14 protein-coding genes are annotated in these 18,997 nt (G+C 60.9%); 6 read left to right on the forward strand and 8 right to left on the reverse strand.

Annotated elements, in window-relative coordinates; genetic code table 11:
• The first annotated feature begins 13 nt into the window (after window positions 1-13).
• The 5 genes from BFC21_RS23695 (at window position 14) to tadA (ending at window position 6,201) form a co-directional block, all read left to right on the forward strand.
• A complete protein-coding gene (locus BFC21_RS23695) occupies window positions 14-1,237 on the forward strand; it encodes a carbohydrate porin (RefSeq protein ID WP_088379083.1) in 1,224 nt (407 codons plus the stop codon).
• A 59-nt stretch (window positions 1,238-1,296) separates the two neighbouring features.
• Window positions 1,297-3,822 (forward strand): phosphoenolpyruvate--protein phosphotransferase, encoded by a 2,526-nt coding sequence (gene ptsP / locus BFC21_RS23700; RefSeq protein ID WP_120266567.1) that lies wholly within the window; start codon window positions 1,297-1,299, stop codon window positions 3,820-3,822.
• Between the two features lie 2 nt (window positions 3,823-3,824).
• The gene (locus BFC21_RS23705; RefSeq protein ID WP_016779643.1) at window positions 3,825-4,100 is read left to right on the forward strand and encodes a PTS transporter subunit EIIB; all 276 of its coding nucleotides are present in this window, start codon (window positions 3,825-3,827) and stop codon (window positions 4,098-4,100) included.
• A gap of 236 nt (window positions 4,101-4,336) precedes the next feature.
• Entirely contained in the window at window positions 4,337-5,713 is a 1,377-nt protein-coding gene (locus BFC21_RS23710) for a multicopper oxidase family protein (protein WP_120266568.1), read from the forward strand.
• Window positions 5,713-6,201 (forward strand): tRNA adenosine(34) deaminase TadA, encoded by a 489-nt coding sequence (tadA, locus tag BFC21_RS23715; protein ID WP_088379086.1) that lies wholly within the window; start codon window positions 5,713-5,715, stop codon window positions 6,199-6,201. Before BFC21_RS23710 ends, tadA begins: the two co-directional genes overlap by 1 nt.
• Window positions 6,202-6,308: 107 nt before the next feature.
• Here the strand turns inward: tadA and cmoB are convergent, their stop codons facing one another.
• From cmoB to lon, 6 genes are all read right to left on the reverse strand, one after another.
• Entirely contained in the window at window positions 6,309-7,265 is a 957-nt protein-coding gene (gene cmoB, locus BFC21_RS23720; RefSeq protein ID WP_088379087.1) for a tRNA 5-methoxyuridine(34)/uridine 5-oxyacetic acid(34) synthase CmoB, read from the reverse strand.
• The gene (gene cmoA, locus BFC21_RS23725) at window positions 7,262-8,005 is read right to left on the reverse strand and encodes a carboxy-S-adenosyl-L-methionine synthase CmoA (RefSeq protein WP_016779647.1); all 744 of its coding nucleotides are present in this window, start codon (window positions 8,003-8,005) and stop codon (window positions 7,262-7,264) included. The genes cmoB and cmoA overlap by 4 nt, the downstream gene beginning before the upstream one ends.
• Window positions 8,006-8,089: 84 nt before the next feature.
• Complete coding sequence (locus BFC21_RS23730; protein WP_120266569.1) at window positions 8,090-8,725, reverse strand: lysoplasmalogenase; 636 nt, start codon at window positions 8,723-8,725, stop codon at window positions 8,090-8,092.
• Window position 8,726: 1 nt separating this feature from the next.
• Complete coding sequence (locus BFC21_RS23735) at window positions 8,727-9,119, reverse strand: protease inhibitor I42 family protein (RefSeq protein WP_120266570.1); 393 nt, start codon at window positions 9,117-9,119, stop codon at window positions 8,727-8,729.
• Between the two features lie 75 nt (window positions 9,120-9,194).
• Window positions 9,195-9,689 (reverse strand): hypothetical protein, encoded by a 495-nt coding sequence (locus tag BFC21_RS23740; protein ID WP_088379089.1) that lies wholly within the window; start codon window positions 9,687-9,689, stop codon window positions 9,195-9,197.
• A gap of 210 nt (window positions 9,690-9,899) precedes the next feature.
• Window positions 9,900-12,329 carry an endopeptidase La gene (lon, locus tag BFC21_RS23745; RefSeq protein ID WP_088379090.1) on the reverse strand — a complete coding sequence of 810 codons (2,430 nt, stop codon included), beginning with the start codon at window positions 12,327-12,329 and terminating at the stop codon, window positions 9,900-9,902.
• 326 nt (window positions 12,330-12,655) lie between these two features.
• Here lon and BFC21_RS23750 point away from each other — a divergent pair, with 326 nt between their 5' ends.
• Window positions 12,656-14,995, forward strand: coding sequence for a GGDEF domain-containing protein (locus BFC21_RS23750; RefSeq protein WP_120266571.1), 2,340 nt, complete (start codon window positions 12,656-12,658; stop codon window positions 14,993-14,995).
• 40 nt (window positions 14,996-15,035) lie between these two features.
• Here BFC21_RS23750 and BFC21_RS23755 read toward each other — a convergent pair whose 3' ends face one another.
• Both BFC21_RS23755 and BFC21_RS23760 read right to left on the reverse strand, forming a co-directional pair.
• On the reverse strand, window positions 15,036-16,199 hold the full coding sequence (locus BFC21_RS23755; RefSeq protein ID WP_120266572.1) for an MFS transporter: 1,164 nt from the start codon (window positions 16,197-16,199) through the stop codon (window positions 15,036-15,038).
• 279 nt (window positions 16,200-16,478) lie between these two features.
• Window positions 16,479-18,896 (reverse strand): glucose/quinate/shikimate family membrane-bound PQQ-dependent dehydrogenase, encoded by a 2,418-nt coding sequence (locus tag BFC21_RS23760; RefSeq protein ID WP_120266573.1) that lies wholly within the window; start codon window positions 18,894-18,896, stop codon window positions 16,479-16,481.
• Between the last annotated feature and the right edge of the window lie 101 nt (window positions 18,897-18,997).

Here is an 18,997-nt window from a genome sequence, read left to right on the forward strand (position 1 = left end):
AAAAGGTCGTGCAATGAAATCCTCACTCAACCACAGCATTTGTATCGCCAGCCTGTGCCTGCTGGCTCCGTTGTCGGCCAACGCCCTGGAGTTTGCCGGGTACCTGCGCAGTGGCGTGGGCAACTCGCTCAACGGCGGCAAGCAATCCTGCTTCAAGCTGCCCGGTGCCGAGGCCAAGTACCGGTTGGGCAACGAGTGCGAACAATACGCCGAGCTGGAACTGCGCCAGGACGTCTACAGCTTCGACGATGGCTCGGTGCTGAGCGTCGATGGCATGGCCTCGCTGTACAACCAGTACGATCGCCAGCTGACGTTTCAGGGGGACAACGGTTCGGCACGCCTGCCGCAGTTGTATGCGCAATGGTCCAATCTGCCGAGCCTCAACGGCGGTTCGCTGTGGGCCGGGCGTCGTTACTACAAGCGTAACGACATCCATATTTCCGACTTCTACTACTGGAACCAGAGTGCGACCGGTGCCGGTATCGAGGACGTGTTGATCGGCGGCCTGAAATACAGCTACGCCCTGTCGCGCAAGGACAACCTCTACCAGGAAAACTACGTCACCCGTCACGACTTCAACGTCGCCGGTTTCAACACCAACCCTGGCGGTCAGCTGGAGTTGGGCCTCAGTTATCTGGACAAGCCCGAGCGCACCGATGCCCACAGTGGCTGGGCCATTACCGCGCAGCATGTGCAAAGCGAGTTCCTGGGGGGCAAGAACAAATTTGCCGTGCAGTACGGCGAAGGGTCGGGCACCGGCCTGGGTTATACCGGCGACTTTCGTCTGGATAACAGCAGCAAGCGCTACCGGATTGTCGAGTTTTTCGACTGGCAAGTGACACCGCGTTTCGGTGGGCAGGTCGAGGCGGTGTACCAGAAGGATTTTCGCCCCGACGGCGGCAATCAGGAGTGGCTGTCGTTGGGCGTGCGCCCCACCTATGCGATCAGCGAGCAGTTCAAGCTGGTCACTGAGCTGGGCCATGACCAGGTCAAGGCCGCAGACGGTACGCGCAAGCTGAGCAAGTTCACCTTTGCGCCCACCTGGTCACCCAAGGGCCCTGGGTTCTGGGCGCGCCCGGAAGTGCGCCTGTATTACACCTATGCCAGCTGGAACGCCGCCGCGCAACGTGCGGCCAATGAGTTCGACGCCGGCTCGGCGCTGTCCGACAGCGGTGCATTCGGCTCGGCCCGACACGGTTCCAACGCCGGTTTGCAAGTCGAGTACTGGTGGAAGTAAGCGAGCTGTCGGGGCTCGCGCTCCATCGGCATTTAACTGAATCAACTGCAGGTGAAGTCATGGTCACATCCCCACAAGTGGAATTGCTGGCACCGTTGTCCGGTGTGTTGATGGCGCTGGATAACGTGCCCGACCCGGTGTTTGCCAGTCGCCTGATTGGCGACGGCCTGTGTATCGACCCGACATCGCAGGTGCTCTGTGCGCCGCTGGCCGGGGTGGTCAGCAACCTGCAGCACACCGGCCACGCCATCAGCATCACGGCGGCCGACGGTGTGCAGGTGTTGCTGCATATCGGTCTGGATACGGTAAATTTGGGCGGCAAGGGCTTCACCGCGCTGGTCGAGGAGGGCCAGCAGGTGACCGCGGGGCAGGCGTTGATCGAGTTCGATGCCGACTACATCGCCCTGCATGCCCGCAGTTTGTTGACCCTGATGCTGGTGGTGAGCGGCGAACCCTTTGTGGCCCCGTCGGCGGGTAGCGTTCTGGTCGAAACCGGCCAGCCGCTGCTGCGCCTGCAACTGCAGCAGGCCCCGGCGCAAACCGAGGCGCAAACCGGCAGCGCACAGCACTCGCAGCCGCAGCTTCTGCCCAATCCCAACGGCTTGCATGCCCGTCCTGCAGCAGTATTGGCCCAGGCGGCGAAAGGCTTTGCGGCCACCATCCAATTGCACAAGCAGGGCCAGAGCGCCAATGCCAAGTCGCTGGTAGCGATCATGGCCCTGCAGACGGTGTGCGGTGACAGCGTTCACCTCAGTGCCAGCGGCCCTGACGCCGGGCAAGCACTCAAGGTACTGGGCGAACTGCTGGCGAGCGGCTGCGGTGAGACGGTCGCCGTTGCAGCGGTCGAAGCCGCACCGGTGGCAGCGCCTGAACCTGAAGCCAGTGAAGAGTGGCGTGGTGTCTGTGCATCACCTGGCTCGGCATTCGGGCATGTGGTGCAGCTGACCGCAAGTGCGTTGCAGATCAGCGAACTGGCAACCGACCAGCCCCGCGAGCGCGAGCAGTTGCAACAGGCGTTGGCAAATGCCTCGGCGCAGTTGCAAGTGTTGTGTGACAACGCGGCGGGCAAGGCGCAAGGCGAGATTTTCAAGGCCCACCAGGAGTTGCTGGAAGACCCGGGCTTGCTGGAGCAGGCCTTCGGGTTGATCGAGCAGGGCAAGAGCGCAGCCTTCGCCTGGCAAGACGCTACCCATGAAACGGCCACCCTGTTCAAGGGCCTGGGCAACCGCCTGTTGGCCGAGCGGGCGCTGGATCTGGAGGACGTTGGCCAGCGCGTGCTCAAGCTGATCCTCGGGGTGCAAGACAGCGCGCTGGAGTTGCCGGAACAGGCCATCCTGATTGCCGAACAACTGACCCCGTCGCAGACCGCAACTCTGGATACCCGCAAGGTCGCAGGCTTTGCCACGGTCGGTGGCGGTGCCACCAGTCATGTGGCGATTCTGGCCCGGGCACTGGGCTTGCCGGCGCTTTGCGGCATGTCACCGCAGGTGCTGGCGCTGGCCAACGGTACGGCGGTGTTGCTTGATGCGGATCAGGGGCAGTTGCATCTGCAACCGGATCCGCAACGGGTCCAGCAGCTCACAGCCCGGCGTGCCTTTGAGCACCAGCGCCAGCAGCAGGATTTGCAACAGGCGGCACTGCCGGCCTGTACCCTGGACGGGGTGCGCATCGAAGTCAGCGCCAATATCGCCTCCCTGGCCGAGGCCGAGCAAGCGGTGAACCTGGGCGCAGAAGGGGTTGGTCTACTGCGCTCCGAGTTTCTCTATCTGGAGCGCAGCAGCGCCCCCGGCCATGCCGAGCAGGTTGCCACCTACAGTGCCATTGCCCGCGCCGTGGGTACCGGGCACAACCTGGTGGTGCGCACCCTGGATGTGGGCGGTGACAAGCCCCTGGCCTATGTGCCGATGGAGCATGAGGCCAACCCGTTTTTGGGCCTGCGCGGGATCCGCCTGTGCCTGGATCGCCCGCAACTGTTGCGTGAGCAGTTCAGCGCGATTCTGGCCAGCGCCGACCTGACTCGCCTGCATATCATGTTGCCGATGGTCACGCAGTTGTCCGAGTTGCGCATGGCCCGCCAGTTGCTCGAGGAGCAGGCGCTGGCGCTGGGGATCACGACCCTGCCCAAGCTGGGGATCATGATCGAAGTACCGGCTGCGGCGTTGATGGCGGACCTGTTTGCCCCCGAGGTCGATTTTTTCTCAATTGGCACCAACGACCTGACCCAGTACACCCTGGCGATGGACCGTGACCATCCACGTCTGGCCAGCCAGGCCGACAGCCTGCACCCGGCGGTATTGCGCTTGATCGCCAGCACCGTCAAGGCCGCCCATGCCCACGGCAAATGGGTGGGGGTATGTGGCGCGCTGGCCTCCGAGACGCTGGCGGTGCCAGTGTTGCTGGGGCTGGGGGTGGATGAGTTATCGGTGAGCGTGCCCTTGGTTCCGAGTATCAAGGCGCGGGTTCGGCAGCTGGATTATGCCGAATGTCAGGCCCTGACGCAGCGCGTGCTCGGCCTGGAGTGTGCAGGGCAGGTGCGGGCTGCCTTGCAGTCAATGGTGCAACCCATGACCGAGTTGGAGTATTGAATATGTTCGATAAAGTGCTCAAAGCCTTCTGGAAGGCCCTGACCCCCGATCTGGTGGCCGATGAGCCTGGCAAACCGGCGTCGACCCTGGATAAAACGGTGCTGGCCGCGCTGGGCGGTGCCGGCAATATCAAGACCGAACAGCGGGTGGCCTTGACCCGGATCCGTGTGGAGCTGGCCGATATCACCCGCCTGGATCCGCAAGCCCTGCGTGTGGCGGGGGTGCCGGGCATCTTGAGCCTGCCGGGCGGGGTGGTGCATTTGGTGGTGGGGGTGTAAGACCCAGTCCAACGGCCCTTGGGTGGGAGCGGGCTTGCTCGCGATAACAGCGCTGCGGTGTACCTGTAACACCGCAGTGATCCCATCGCGAGCAAGCCCGCTCCCACAGGGGGGGTGTTTGCCTGCCGACTGTGACCCTTCGCCACCCCGCCCTTACTGTTTCGCAACTGCAGGTGTATCGTATTCGCCTTTTGCGGGCCCAACGCCCGCGCCGGATACGAGAGGTAGTTGAATCCATGTCCTTTACCCGTCGACAAATACTCGGTGGTCTGGCCGGCCTGGTAGTGGTGGGTGTTGGCGCAGGAGGCGCTTCACGTTACTGGCTGGGCAAGGTGGCCGCCGAGAACGCCGGCCATGATTACGAGCTGATCAGTGCGCCACTGGACGTCGAACTGGTGCCTGGTCATATCACCCAGGCCTGGGCCTTTGGCCCTTCGGCGCCCGGCACCGAGCTGCGGGTGCGCCAGGGTGAATGGCTGCGAGTGCGCTTTATCAACCACCTGCCGGTGGCGACCACCATCCACTGGCACGGTATCCGCCTGCCCCTGGAAATGGACGGCGTGCCCTACGTCTCGCAATTACCGGTATTGCCGGGTGAATACTTCGATTACAAGTTCCGCGTGCCCGATGCGGGCAGCTACTGGTATCACCCCCACGTCAACAGCAGCGAAGAACTGGGCCGTGGCCTGGTCGGCCCGCTGATTGTCGAAGAGCGCGAGCCTACCGGCTTCAAGCACGAGCGTACCCTGAGTATCAAGAACTGGCATGTGGACGAAGAGGGTGCCTTCCTGCCGTTCAGCATCACCCGCGAGGCGGCGCGTGGCGGTACGGCGGGGCGGCTGTCGACGATCAATGGCAGCCATGTGCCGACCATCGACTTGCCTGCCGGGCAGATCACCCGCGTGCGCATCCTCAACCTCGACAACACCCTGACCTATCGCCTGAATATCCCGGGCGCCGAGGCCATGATCTACGCCCTGGACGGCAACCCCATCGCGCCACGGCCGCTGGGCAAGGACTACTGGCTGGGCCCGGGCATGCGCATTTGCCTGGGGATCAAGGCTCCGGCCGCAGGCGAGGAACTGTCGTTGCGTGACGGCCCGGTGCGCCTGGGCACCTTGCGTTCGGTTGCCAGCACCGATGCACCGGGTGAGTGGCCGCCGGCATTGCCCGCCAACCCGATTGCCGAGCCTGACGTGGCGAATGCCGAGAAGATCAACTTCAACTTCGAGTGGGTGGGTTCGGTGTCCGACGACCTGGGCCCCGATCAGCCGCCGAGCCTGTGGCAGATCAACGGCGTGGCCTGGGATATCAAGGACAAGACCTGCGCCGACCGGCCGATTGCCAAACTCAAGCTGGGGCAGAGCTATATCTTCGAGTTGAAGAACATGACCCAGTACCAACACCCCATCCATTTGCACGGCATGAGCTTCAAGGTGCTGGCGTCCAACCGCAAAAAGATCATCCCGTATTTCACCGACACCTACCTGCTGGGCAAAAACGAACGTGCCCGCGTGGCGCTGGTGGCGGATAATCCTGGCGTGTGGATGTTCCACTGCCATGTGATTGATCACATGGAAACCGGCCTGATGGCCGCTATTGAGGTTTCCTGATGCGACAAGGGCGTCAACCCCGGATCATCGACCGCAGCCGCGATCAAGACTTTATGCGTGAAGCCCTGGCCCTGGCGGCCCAGGGGGCGGCACTGGGCGAAGTGCCGGTAGGCGCGGTGCTGGTGCAGGACGGTGAAATCATTGGCCGTGGCTTCAACTGCCCGATCAGCGGCAGCGACCCCAGCGCCCATGCCGAGATGATGGCCATTCGCGCCGCCGCCACGGCCGTCAACAACTACCGGCTGCCGGGCAGCACACTGTATGTGACGCTGGAGCCGTGCAGCATGTGTGCGGGGCTGATCGTGCATTCGCGGGTGGCGCGGGTGGTGTACGGGGCGCTGGAGCCCAAGGCCGGGATTGTCCAAAGCCAGGGGCAGTTTTTTACCCAGGGCTTTCTGAATCACCGGGTGTTGTATGAAGGCGGGGTGTTGGCTGACGAGTGCGGGGCGATCCTCAGCGAGTTCTTCAAGGCCAGAAGGGCACGCTGAACCTGTGGGAGCGGGCTTGCTCGCGATAGCATCACCTCGGTGTATCAAACATATCGAGGCGTCTGCATCGCGAGCAAGCCCGCTCCCACAGGGGTGAAGGGTGTGTGTTACTTCTTCGCGACTATGACCGCCCGCATCGGCGCCGGCAGGCCTTCGATGGTTTTGCTGTGGTCGTTGGGGTCCAGGTAGTCGCTCAGCGACTGGTATTTCATCCACTCGGTGGCACGCTGCTCTTCAACCGTGGTGACGCTCACGTCCACGCAGCGTACATCGCTGAAACCGGCACGGCGCAACCAGCGCTCCAGCGCCGGGATCGAGGGCAGGAACCACACGTTGCGCATTTGCGCGTAACGGTCTTCCGGTACCAGCACCTGGTTCACGTCGCCTTCGATCACCAGGGTTTCCAGCACCAGTTCGCCGCCCTTGACCAGGCAGTCTTTCAGCGCCAGCAAATGCTCGATGGGCGAGCGGCGATGGTAGAACACGCCCATGGAAAATACGGTGTCGAAGCCTTCCAGGTTCGGCGGCAGGTCTTCGAACGGGAAGGGCAGGTGCCACGCCGCTTCCTGTTGCAAAAAGCGTTGCACGGCCTGGAACTGGCAGAAGAACAGCCAGTTGGGGTCCACGCCAATCACGCTGTGCGCGCCGGCGCCGAGCATGCGCCACATGTAGTAGCCGTTGCCGCAACCCACATCGAGGATGCGCTTGCCCTTGAGGTCGATATGCGGCGCAACCCGTGACCACTTCCAGTCCGAGTGCCATTCGGTGTCGACGTGTACGCCAAACAGGTCGAACGGGCCTTTGCGCCACGGCGACAGGCCCATCAGGGCCTCGCGCATCTGCGCTCGGGTGGCGTCGTCGCAGTCGGTGTCCAGGGTCAGGCCATTCAACAGGTCGATTTGGCTCGGTTTGACATCGGGCAAGGCATCCAGCGCGCTTTGCCAGCGCTCCAGGTCGCCGTGGCCTTTTTCCATTTTTACGTCGAGCTGGGCTTGCAGGGTGTTGGCCCATTCAGCCAGTGGAGTGCCGGCCAGACGCCGGGCAAGAGGGGACAGATCAATCATGGCAAGGCAATCAACGAGGCAAAATTAAGACACTGGAACCACGGCACGACTTTCGAGAACCCGGCCGCCAGCAGGCGCTCGCGGTGTTCTTCGAGGCTGTCGGGCTTCATGACGTTTTCGATGGCGCTGCGCTTTTGCGCGATTTCCAGCTCGCTGTAGCCGTTGGCCCGCTTGAAGGCCACATGCAGGTCGGTGAGCAGCCCGTGCTCTTCGGGATCGCTGAAACGCAGCTTTTCCGAGAGGATCAGGGCGCCGCCCGGCAGCAGCGACTGACGGATACGGCCCAGCAGCGCCAGGCGCTGTTCAGGGGCGATAAATTGCAGGGTGAAATTCAGCGCCACCACCGAGGCAGGTTCAAATTCCAGCGCCAGGATATCGCCCTCGATCACCTCGACCGGCAGCAGCTCCTGAAACATCGAGTTCTGCCCGTTGAGGTATTCGCGGCAGCGCTCGACCATCGCCGCCGAGTTGTCCACGGCAATCACCTTGCAGCCGTCCGTGCGCACATGGCGGCGCAGGGCCTGGGTCACCGCACCCAGTGAGCAGCCCAGGTCGTACAGCACGCTGTCGGGCCGGGCGAACTGGGCGGCGAGCACGCCGAGGTTCTCGACGATGGTCGGGTAGCCGGGCACCGAGCGCTTGATCATGTCCGGGAACACCCGCACCACGTCTTCGTTAAAGGCGAAGTCCGGCACCTGGGCCAGGGGCTGGGCGAATATACGGTCAGGTTCTTTGCTCACGACGGTTCCGGCGCTGGAAATTCTAAAAGGGGCGGCATTTTAGCCAAGTTGGCGCCGGGATGCGCGGTCTGTCTGATAAACCGTTCAGCGCCTGCCCTGGCTGAACGTCGAGGCGGCGATACCCCACTGGCCCAGCCAGTAACTGAGGATGATCAGGTAGGGCGCGGCGGCGAACGGCTGCACAAAGCGATCGATGCCAATCAGGCTGTCCGAGACCACAAATGCCAGGGCGCCTGCCGCAGCCAGCCAGGCCGAACGTTTGGCCACGCTGCTGCCCAGGCGAGCCAGGGCGCGCCACAGCATGGCGCTGATGGCCAGGGCGTAAACCGCCACCGGGATCAGCAAATCCCCCAGGCCTTTGGCTGCCATCATGCTGAACAGGCCCACCCCTGCCAGCAGTGCCGGGGCCAATGCCGGCACGGCCGGGCGGCGACAGTCCACAAGGTAGGCCTTGAGATAGGCCAGATGGGCCAACAGAAACGCACCCAGGCCATAGACAAACAGGTCCACCGGCCAGGCCAGCAGAATGTCGCCCAGCAATGAGCACAGCAGGCCGATGCTGATCCAGCGTCGATAAGGGCTGGCCGGGGCATCCTGCAACCAGCCGAGCAATGCCAGTACCGGCAACGGTTTGCTCAGCAGGCACAGCAGCAGGGCGTGGGTGCTGACGCCGTAGAGGTAGGTGGCGGCGCCCATGCTCGCAAGGATCAGCCACGGCATATCAGTTCACCGTGATCGGGCAGTCGAACACCTGCGCGGGTTCGGCTTCGGGTTCCCACGGTTGCTGAGAGGTCAGGCGCAGGCGCCCGCTGCCGGCGGCAAACACCTGGAAACGCCAGGTCGATTGACCGCCGCTGCCCAGTAACTGGCCGTTGTCGCTGCTGGTATAAACCTCCGGTCCGAGGCTTCGCAGCACGCCGCCCGCCGAGTCCTGGATGGCCCAGCGGTAGCCGGTAGTGGGGTTGCTGGGCAACGACAGGATCAGTTGCTGGCCCACATGCAGTTGCTGGGGGCAGTCACTTTGGTCTTCGAGGGTAACGTTGTGTGCAGGCTGTTGGGCACAGGCTGTCAGCAGGCTGAGGCCGAGCAGGGGGATAAGGCGTACAGGGGGCATTGAAAGCTCCGGTCAGGCAAACACAATGGCGCAGCATACCCCATGACGGGCGCTTCGCCATTGCTCGACTGCCGATCAGAACGAGGCGTGGGGCGGGCTGATGCTGAAGTCGCCGCACATCTCCATGCTGTTGCCGTTGTGGTCAAGGCCTTCCATTGTGAACAGGCGGGCGCTGTAGCAACTCTCGACCACACTCAGGTGCAGGGTGCCAACATCGGCCTGGTTCAAGTGATAGACCTGGCGACCATCGACTTCAACGCATTCGATATAGGACATGGACTGGATGGGGCCGTGCTCGTCTTTTTTGAACAGGTAGATGCCCGACTGGATATTGATATCCAGCGTGAAAGCCACCGCACGATAAGCCGTTGAGCCAAAGTCATCGAACTCGCCGGTAATGACGATTTTTTTCTGGCTGCTGGCAAAGGTCATTTCCTGCGCGGTAAATGCAGGACGGTCCAGCAGCTCGGCCTTGAGTTCTCCCCGGGTTCTGGGATTGAAGATTTTTTGTCCTGACTCCTTGATTCTCAGGACATCCGGGTTCTCATATACAGGATGATGAAGTGCCATATTCTTTTCCTGCATTATTTTTGTGGGAATTGTCTCTATTAAGGATGGGAAATGGGCAATCGTCTACTGTCATAAATGACAGTAGACGTGTCTAGTTGGCGACTTGCGCGGTATTTTGGATCCAATGTGCGAGTTCCGATGCTGGCAGCCCAACTGGCCTGTTGGATCGCGGTGAAGCCATCCCGGGCCAGTCAGGGCCAACAAACAGTTTTAAAACAGCACCTTGGCCACATCGGTAAAGCGCTTGGCAAAGTGTACGGTGATGCCTTCTTTCAGATAATCGGGCAGTTCTTCGAAGTGACCACGGTTCGGTTCCGGCAGGATCAGTTCGTTGATTTTCTGCCTGCGCGCCGCAATTACTTTTTCGCGCACGCCACCAATCGGCAATACATGCCCGGTCAGGGTCAGTTCGCCGGTCATGGCGATGCCCTTTTTCGGTGGCTGATTGCGCGCCAGCGACAGCAGGGCACTGGCCATCGTCACGCCCGCGCTTGGGCCATCTTTCGGCGTAGCGCCTTCTGGCACATGCAGGTGGACAAACGCCTCATCGAAGAACTTGGGGTCGCCGCCAAATTGCTTCAGGTTGGAGCTGATATAGCTGTAGGCGATTTCAGCTGACTCTTTCATAACTTCGCCCAGTTGCCCGGTCAGCTTGAAGCCGCGATTGAGGGTGTGAATGCGGGTTGCCTCGATTGGCAACGTCGCGCCCCCCATGCTGGTCCAGGCCAGGCCGGTTATCACCCCGGTGCCGCTGATCACCTGTTCGTTACGGAACACCGGCATGCCCAGCGAGGCTTCGAGGTCTTTGGGGCCGATTTTGATCACGGCTTTGGGGTCGGCAAGCAACTTGACCACGGCCTTGCGCACCAGTTTGCCCAGCTGTTTTTCCAGCTGGCGCACCCCGGCTTCGCGGGCATAACCGTCAATCACGGCGCGCAGGGCGCTGTCGCTGATGCTCAGCTTGTCTTTGGCCACACCAGCCTTTTCGAGCTGTTTGGGCCACAGGTGGCGCTTGGCGATCGCGACTTTCTCTTCAGTGATATAGCCCGAAAGGCGGATCACTTCCATACGGTCGAGCAACGGGCCGGGGATCGAGTCCAGGGTGTTGGCGGTACACACAAACAGCACCTTGGACAGGTCCAGGCGCAGGTCGAGGTAATGGTCGAGGAAGTCGACGTTCTGTTCCGGGTCCAGGGTTTCGAGCAGGGCCGAGGCCGGGTCGCCCTGGAAGCTCTGGCCCATCTTGTCGATCTCGTCGAGCATGATCACCGGGTTCATCACTTCGACATCCTTGAGCGCCTGCACCAGCTTGCCCGGCTGGGCGCCAATGTAGGTGCGGCGATGACCCTTGATCTCGGCCTCGTCGCGCATGCCGCCGACACTGAAGCGATAGAACGGACGGCCCAGCGATTCGGCAATCGACTTGCCGATACTGGTTTTACCCACGCCCGGCGGGCCCACCAGCAGCACGATCGAACCGCTGACCGAGCCTTTGTAGGCACCCACGGCGAGGAATTCGAGGATGCGCTCTTTAATGTCATCGAGCCCCGCGTGGTGGGCGTCGAGCACTTTGCGCGCGTGCTTGAGGTCAAGTTTGTCCTGCCCCAGCACGCCCCACGGCAGCGCCGAAGCCCAGTCCAGATAGTTGCGGGTAACGGCGTATTCCGGCGACCCGGTTTCCAGGATCGACAGTTTGTTGAGCTCGTCATCAATGCGCTTTTGCGCCTGGACCGGCAGCGTCTTGCCTTCAAGGCGCTGCTTGAACTGCTCGATATCGGCGCTGCGATCGTCCTTGGTCAGGCCGAGTTCCTGCTGGATCACCTTGAGTTGTTCCTTGAGGAAGAACTCGCGCTGATGTTCGCCGATCTTGAGGTTAACTTCGGCTGAAATCTCTTTTTGCAGGCGCGCTACCTCGACTTCCTTGCGCAGCATGGGCAGGACTTTTTCCATGCGCTTGAGCATCGGCACGCAATCGAGTACCTGTTGCAGCTCGTTACCGGTGGCCGAGGTGAGCGCCGCTGCGAAATCAGTCAGCGGCGACGGATCATTTGGGCTAAAACGGTTGAGGTAGTTTTTCAGCTCTTCGCTGTACAGCGGGTTGAGCGGCAGCAGTTCCTTGATCGCATTGATCAGGGCCATGCCGTAGGCCTTCACCTCGTCGGTGGGCTCCTTGGGCTGCTGCGGGTACTCGACCTCAACCAGATACGGCGGGCGGTGGTGCTTGAGCCACATGCTGATACGCACGCGGCTCAGGCCCTGGGCCACGAACTGCAGTTTGCCGTTTTCGCGGCTGGCGTGATGCACTTTTACCAGCGTGCCGTATTCAGGGAGGCTTTTGGTGTCGAAATGACGAGGGTCATCAGGAGGCGTGTCGACAAAAAACAGCGCCAGGGAGTGATGAGGGGATTTGCTGACCAGTTCCAGGGTTTCGGCCCAGGGTTCTTCATTGACGATGACCGGCAGCACTTGTGCCGGGAAGAACGGCCGATTGTGGATCGGGATGATGTAAACCTTGTCCGGCAGATTCTGCTCCGGCAATGCCAATTCAGTCCCTCCAGAGTGGGGTTGGTGTTCGGATTCAGTGTGTTCTACATCGGTGTACTCGGTTGTATTGTCCGGAAACGCTTGCTGGTCGCTCATGGGGCACCTGCGCAATTGGGTATGTGGCTTAGATGGGGCGCGGCGCCAGTGGTTTCAATGGTGAACAGATTTTCATGTGTAAGCAGAAGCTGCCTGGTAACGGCTGCAAGGGTTCACATGCCCGGAAAAGGCCGTGCGCTAGGGGGTTGTCGCCAATATCTTGACTGTAGACGGCCAGCGTTTATTAGGTAATCTTCTGTTTTGCAACTGAGCTGTAACAAAAAATAAAAAGACGGAACTGAAAGTCATTTATTTGACTTTTGTCAGGGTGCAGAGGGAATGCTTATGTGGAAGTTGAGCTTCACTCAATGGATTGAGGGCGCAGCATGAAGTTGCGCAACAGTTTTCAAGCGCGTATCAGCCTGTTTCTGGCCCTGCTCCTGCTGGTGGTGATTGGTGCGGTGTACTTCGCCGTTAAAGCCGTGACCATTACCGTGGCCAGCGATCAGGCGCAAGAGCAGCTCAAGACCGGTACCCGGGTGTTCGAGCGCTTTATGGATCTGCGCTGGCGCCGCATCCAGTACGGCCTCAACTGGCTGACCAATGACTCGGATTTTCGTGAGGCGGCCATCAATGGCAGCCCTTCGCGCATAGAGCACGCCCTGCAGGAGTTCGAGTCGAGCCTGCATGGCAGTGAGCTGTTTGTGCTGGACCTGGACGGCAATATCATCACCAGCACCCTCAAGGGCCTGCCGCCCGGGCAGGTGTTTCCTTATGCCAAGGCCCTGCGGCTGGCCCGTCGCAACACGCAAACCATGGTCATCGGCATCCTCGCGGGGCGCCCCTACATGCTGGTGCAAGGGGTGGTGCTGGCGCCTTTACCCGTGGTGCGCGTGGTCTCGGGGATGCCGATGGACGACGTGTTTGCCCATGAGTTGAGTTCCCTTAGCAACCTTGAAGTGTCGTTCATGACGGTCAAACCAGGCGAAAGCGGCATATTGAGCAGCACCCAGCCGGACTTTATGAGCGCCAGCATCATTGAGTTCGTGCAGGAGCACACGCCGGGCGCGGCGATCCACTTCAGCGAATTCAACGGCCAGCGCTTTCTGGGCCAGATGCTGCAACTGGCCAATTCCGGCGACCCGGACAACGGCCAGGTCATGGCGGTACTGCAAAGCCCGCTGGATCAGACGATGCAGGCCTTCAACTCGCTGGATCGCAAGTTTCTGTGGATATCCCTGGGGGCCTTGCTGGCTTCATTGTTAGGCGCCTTATGGCTGGCACGGGCAGTGTCGCGCCCGGTCAGCCTGCTGGCGGAGGCGGCGCAGCGCATTGGTCGGGGCAACTACGAAACGCGGGTGGAGCTCACACGCAGGGACGAACTGGGGTTTCTGGCCCGGGCGATCAACGCCATGCAAAGCGGGATTGCCGTACGCGAACAGCAATTGGCCCATAACGCCCTGCACGACCCGCTGACCGGCTTGCCCAACCGTGCCCTGGCCATGGAACGCCTGGGCAGTGCCATCAGTGCAAGGCGTAGCGTGGTGCTGATTTACCTGGGGATCGAAAACTATCGGGTGATCAATGAAGGCTTCGGCCCCGAGGGGGTGGAGCTGATCATGCGTGAATCCGCCCGCGTGATGCTCGACGCCCTGCGTGAACGCGATACCGCGGCACGCATCACCGGCAACGAGTTCTTGTTACTGCTTGAAAGCACCCAGATCGATGTGGGCGTGGCGATGGCTGATCGCTTGTACGCATTGCTCAAGCGTCCGCTGAGCATCGACGGGCATGAGGTGGCGCTGGAAGTCTGCATGGGCATTGCGGTGTACCCGCTCAATGGGCAGAGCGCCGAAGAACTGATCAACCGGGCCGCAATTGCCCGCCGCGATGCCGCCTTGCCGGGTTATTTGCAGGTGTACCAGCAGGACCGCGACCTCGCCCATCAGCGGCACATCCAGCTGATCAGGGACTTGCGCAGTGCCGCCAGCGAAGGCCAGTTGCAGTTGCATTACCAGCCCAAACTGGATATCCGCAGTGGCCATGTGCGTCAGGCCGAAGCGTTGTTGCGCTGGCAGCACCCGGAACTGGGCATGGTTTCACCGGCGGAATTTATCCCCCTGGCGGAGCGCACGGGCAGCATGTTCCTGCTCACGGGCTGGGTCATCGAGGAAGGCATCCGCCAGTTGGCCGAGTGGAACCGCAAAGGCATGCACCTGCAGCTGTCGCTGAATATTTCGGCGGAGGATTTGCACGGTGAAAACCTGTTGCTGACCGTTGAGCGCCTGCTCAAGCGTTATCAGTTGTCGGCCGAGCAACTGATCTTCGAAATCACCGAAAGCACGGCGATGCGCGACCCCGAACACTCGCTCAGCGTGCTTGAAAAGCTGCGTGACGGAGGGATTAGTTTGTCGGTGGATGACTTCGGCACTGGTTACTCGTCGCTGGCGCACCTCAAGCGCCTGCCGGTTCAGGAGCTGAAAATCGATCAGTCGTTTATCCGCAACCTTGACGAAACCAGCGAAGACGCGGTGATCGTGCGCTCGACCATCGAAATGAGCCACAACCTGGGGCTCAAGGTGGTGGCGGAAGGCGTGGAGTATCAACATACCCTTGAACTGCTGGAGCGCTGGCACTGTGACACGGCCCAGGGCTATCTGATCAGTCGGCCGATGGATGCCGTGGCGTTCGAGGCCTGGGTGTGGGAGTTGCGGGCTACGGTCTGATCGGTTGGTCGCGTGCTGCAAAAATGGCTGGCCGAACCGTTCACGGGGTGGGCTTGATGATGTTTAACCCCCGCACTGCAGCGGCCAGCAGCAGGCAGATAATGGCCAGATAGAGCGGGTTTTGCACACCGATCAAGCTGATGATCACGCCAACACAGGCTGCAACCAACTGATGAATCAATCCGCAGAGTGCCATTGAATACGGTCCATCAACAGGGGAGTTGCCGCTGGCTTCTGACAGGCTTACGGGATAGTTGATGGCCTGGCCGAAAACGATAAAGCAGTACGGCAACCACAACAGCCCGGCGAGCGTGGGGTCGCTAACGACCCCCAGCAGCATGACGATACCGGCAAGCACCATAATGCTTGTAGCGATGGCACTCAGTTGAGATTGGCCACGGCTCAACATATAGCGATTGACGCTCAGCGACCCCAATACATAGGCAAGGCTGATCGCCCAGCCCAAAGTGCCGTAATCACTTGTCGACCAGCCATAAGTTGCTTGAAAAACCGAAGGGGCTGCCGTATTGAAACCGACAATGATCCCGTAGCCCAACCCGCCGGTCAGTGCCGGTCGCAGGAACCCTGCGTGACGGACTATCGTCAGGTAGTGCCGCCAGCGGGCCGGGGTGTTGTTTGCCGGGTTAAAATCCGGCAAATGACGGTAAACAACCCCGGCATGAATAATTGCGCCAATGGCAAGGCACCAGAAGGTGGTGGGCCAGCCAAAGGCGCTTATTAAAACCGCCCCGAAGAATTGCCCGATCCCGAGCGAAACAACGAAAGCGATGGATAACCACGCGAGTGCTTTGGCGAGTGTATCCCCCTTGAAGTGTTGGGCTACCAGCGATCGAGCCATTACGGACATGCCGCTGGCGCCGACGCCTTGCACACATCGCAGGGTGAGAAAGCTCTCGAGTTGTGCGCAAAAAGTCAGCAGCAGACTGCTTGCGCTGAACAGCAAGAGCGAGGTAATCAAGACCGGCTTGATACCCCAGGCAGCTCCCCACTTGCCCCATAGCAACATCGGCAAAGCCATGCCCAGCAGATACACAGGCAGCGATAAAGACGCTAGGCTCGGGGTGGTGTTCAGTGATTGGGCAATGAGCGGTAGCGCAGGCAAGTACATCATCATGCCCAGTTGCGCCAAAAGAACGGCCATGCAGGAGATGCAGGTCAACAAAGGCAGGTGCAGGTTGGGCATCTGTGTTGCTCTTGATGAAGTTTATGGCTGGCGGGTCAGGGCAGAACAGATGGCTTATAACGGTGTTGGGATGCTGTTCGCATGCCAAGGGAGCAACTTTCAGCTTCTTGTGGTCAGCGTGTATGCGGGAGAACGGCTTTTTTTGAGTAGGACATGACTGATTGTTGTTATGAAACACCCTAGGGGGCGGGGCGTCAGGTGAGGTTTGTCTTGTTTTGCCGCCCACAAAAAAAGCGGCTATCTCTCGATAGCCGCCTTTTTCACAAACCGCTGTAAAGCTTACTCAGCGAGTTTGAATGCCATGATGTAGTCACCTTTTTTGGTGCCCAGGCCACCGTGACCGCCCGCCATGACCAGCACATATTGCGTGCCGTCCTTGCCGGTGTAGGTCATTGGGGTGGCTTGGCCGCCAGCAGGCAGACGACCTTCCCACAGCACTTTACCGTTGCTTACATCGTAAGCACGCAGGTATTGGTCCAGGGTACCGCTCAGGAACGCAACGCCACCGGCAGTGGTAACGGTGCCGCCCAGGCTAGGTACGCCCATTGGCAACGGGATCGGAACCGGCGAGCTGTCACGCACGGTGCCGTTCTTGTGTTTCCAGATCACGTTGTTGTTGGTCAGGTCGACCGCCGCAACGTAGCCCCACGCCGGTGCCTGGCAAGGCAGGCCGACTGGCGACAACAGAGGCTCCAGGATCACGCCGTAAGGTGCGCCCTTGTTCGGTTGTACGCCCGAAGTTTCGCCTTTGCGCGGGCCCATTGCAGCCACGTCGGCCTGCGGAACCAGCTTGGAGGTGAACGCCATGTAGCTCGGGTTCAGGAAAGCGATCTGGCGAACCGGGTCAACCGAGATGCCGCCCCAGTCAAACACGCCGAAGTTGCCTGGATACACGATCGAGCCTTGCAGCGATGGCGGGGTGTACATGCCATCGTAACGCAGGGACTTGAAGTTGATCCGGCACAGCATCTGGTCAAACGGTGTTACGCCCCACATGTCACGCTCGGTCAGTACCGGCGGGATCAGGTTCAGGTCCGAACGTGGCTGGGTAGGGGACGTGTGGTCACCCTCTACAGCGCCGCCCGGAGCAGGGACCTCGGTGATCGGCACAATGGCTTCGCCAGTGCGACGGTCCATCACATAGATGCTGCCTTGTTTGGTGGAAGCCAGCAGGGCCGGTTTCACGCCATCGGCGGTTTTCAGGTCCATCAGGGTAGGCTGACCACCTACGTCCATGTCCCACAGGTCATGGTGAGTAAGCGGACGGTACCAACGGACTTTACCGGTCTTGATATCCAGGGCCGTGATGCCAGCGGCATAACGCTCGGAATCTTCAGTACGGTCGCCACCATATTGGTCAGGCATCTGGTTGCCCATCGGCAGGTACAGCATGCCGAGGTCTTCGTCGACGGCGAACATCGACCACATGTTTGGCGAGTTACGGGTGTAGGTTTCACCTTCAGCAATCGGAGTGGTTTTCTCCGGGTTGCCGCTGTCCCAGTTCCAGACCAGCTTGCCGGTACGTACGTCGTACGCACGGATGACGCCGGATGGCTCGTCAGTGGAGATGTTGTCGGTCACATGGCCGCCAATCACCACCAGGTCTTTGGTCACGGCAGGTGGCGAAGTGGAGTAGTAGCCACCTGGCGCAAAGCTGCCGATGTTGTGACGCAGGTCTACCGAGCCGTGGTCACCGAAGTCTTCGCAGACTTTACCGGTGTCGGCGTTGATGGCGACCAGGCGGGTGTCGGCAGTCGGCAGGAACAGGCGACGTGGGCACGAGTTGCTCGAAGTGGCAGCAGCAGGCTCGGCAGCGCTTTGTTCGGTGCTGGCTTTGGCGTAGGCGTTTTCGTCGTGATAGCTCACGCCGCGGCAGGTCATGTGTGCCCAGCCTTTGAAGTTTTCAGCGTTCTGGGTGCTGATCTTCGGATCGTAACGCCAGATTTCCTTGCCGGTGTCCGGGTCAAGGGCAATCACCTGGCTGTGCGGGGTACACACATACAGCATGCCGTTGACTTTCAGCGGGGTGTTCTCGGCGGTCGTTTCGCCGGGATCGCCTTCGCCAGGAATGTCACCGGTGCGGAATGTCCAGGCTGGAACCAGCTTGTGGGCATTCTCAGGGGTGATTTCTTTCAGCGGCGAGTAACGGTCGCCATAGCCGGTACGGCCATAGGACTGCCAGTCACCGTCGGGCATGGCCGGTGCGGTGTTGGTCATGCCAGGAACCGCATCACGGTCCAGTTGACCCTTGATTTCACCCGGGCTGGTGAACTGGCTGGCCAGTGCAGCAGCACCTGCCAGAACCACGGCAACGCTCAGTGCGCCGGTAGCAGCCGGTGCCGACTGACCGCGCAGGACCGGACGACGGAACCACGGCAGCAGCAGAACGATACCGATGGCGAACCACAGGGCCAGGCGTGGCACCAGTTGCCACCAGTCCAGACCCACTTCCATCAGTGCCCATACGGTGCTGGCGAACAGTACCAGTGCGTACAGGGTCAGTGCGGCGCGGCGCCCGGCAATCAGCAGTGCGCCCGACAAGCCAAAACCGATCCCGGCCAGCAGGTAGTACCACGACCCGCCCAGCGTGACCAGTTTGATACCCCCGGCCAACATGGCCAGGCCCATTAGCAGCAGCAAGATACCGAGGAGGCTCGGTAGCAGGCGGCTTCGACTGAAAGCACCTTCAGTGCTCATAGTGTGGTTCTCCGTTACGTTAGAGGTGTTCCCGCGAGAGTGGGTCTTTAAGGGACGAACTGGCACGGGAGTGAATCAGCTAAATAGGTTCTTGATGGCAA

Origin of the sequence: Pseudomonas sp. TMW 2.1634, from assembly GCF_001703595.1 — a bacterium.
GTDB classification, from domain to species: Bacteria; Pseudomonadota; Gammaproteobacteria; order Pseudomonadales; family Pseudomonadaceae; genus Aquipseudomonas; species Aquipseudomonas fragi.

Coding starts and splice junctions, on each gene's coding strand:
- cmoB (WP_088379087.1), bottom strand. CDS start 7,265: ATGATTGATCTGTCCCCTCTTGCCCGGCGTCTGGCCGGCACTCCACTG.
- BFC21_RS23735 (WP_120266570.1), bottom strand. CDS start 9,119: ATGCCCCCTGTACGCCTTATCCCCCTGCTCGGCCTCAGCCTGCTGACA.
- BFC21_RS23740 (WP_088379089.1), bottom strand. CDS start 9,689: ATGGCACTTCATCATCCTGTATATGAGAACCCGGATGTCCTGAGAATC.
- BFC21_RS23710 (WP_120266568.1), top strand. CDS start 4,337: ATGTCCTTTACCCGTCGACAAATACTCGGTGGTCTGGCCGGCCTGGTA.
- BFC21_RS23755 (WP_120266572.1), bottom strand. CDS start 16,199: ATGCCCAACCTGCACCTGCCTTTGTTGACCTGCATCTCCTGCATGGCC.
- BFC21_RS23695 (WP_088379083.1), top strand. CDS start 14: ATGAAATCCTCACTCAACCACAGCATTTGTATCGCCAGCCTGTGCCTG.
- BFC21_RS23760 (WP_120266573.1), bottom strand. CDS start 18,896: ATGAGCACTGAAGGTGCTTTCAGTCGAAGCCGCCTGCTACCGAGCCTC.
- BFC21_RS23730 (WP_120266569.1), bottom strand. CDS start 8,725: ATGCCGTGGCTGATCCTTGCGAGCATGGGCGCCGCCACCTACCTCTAC.
- ptsP (WP_120266567.1), top strand. CDS start 1,297: ATGGTCACATCCCCACAAGTGGAATTGCTGGCACCGTTGTCCGGTGTG.
- tadA (WP_088379086.1), top strand. CDS start 5,713: ATGCGACAAGGGCGTCAACCCCGGATCATCGACCGCAGCCGCGATCAA.
- BFC21_RS23705 (WP_016779643.1), top strand. CDS start 3,825: ATGTTCGATAAAGTGCTCAAAGCCTTCTGGAAGGCCCTGACCCCCGAT.
- BFC21_RS23750 (WP_120266571.1), top strand. CDS start 12,656: ATGAAGTTGCGCAACAGTTTTCAAGCGCGTATCAGCCTGTTTCTGGCC.
- lon (WP_088379090.1), bottom strand. CDS start 12,329: ATGAGCGACCAGCAAGCGTTTCCGGACAATACAACCGAGTACACCGAT.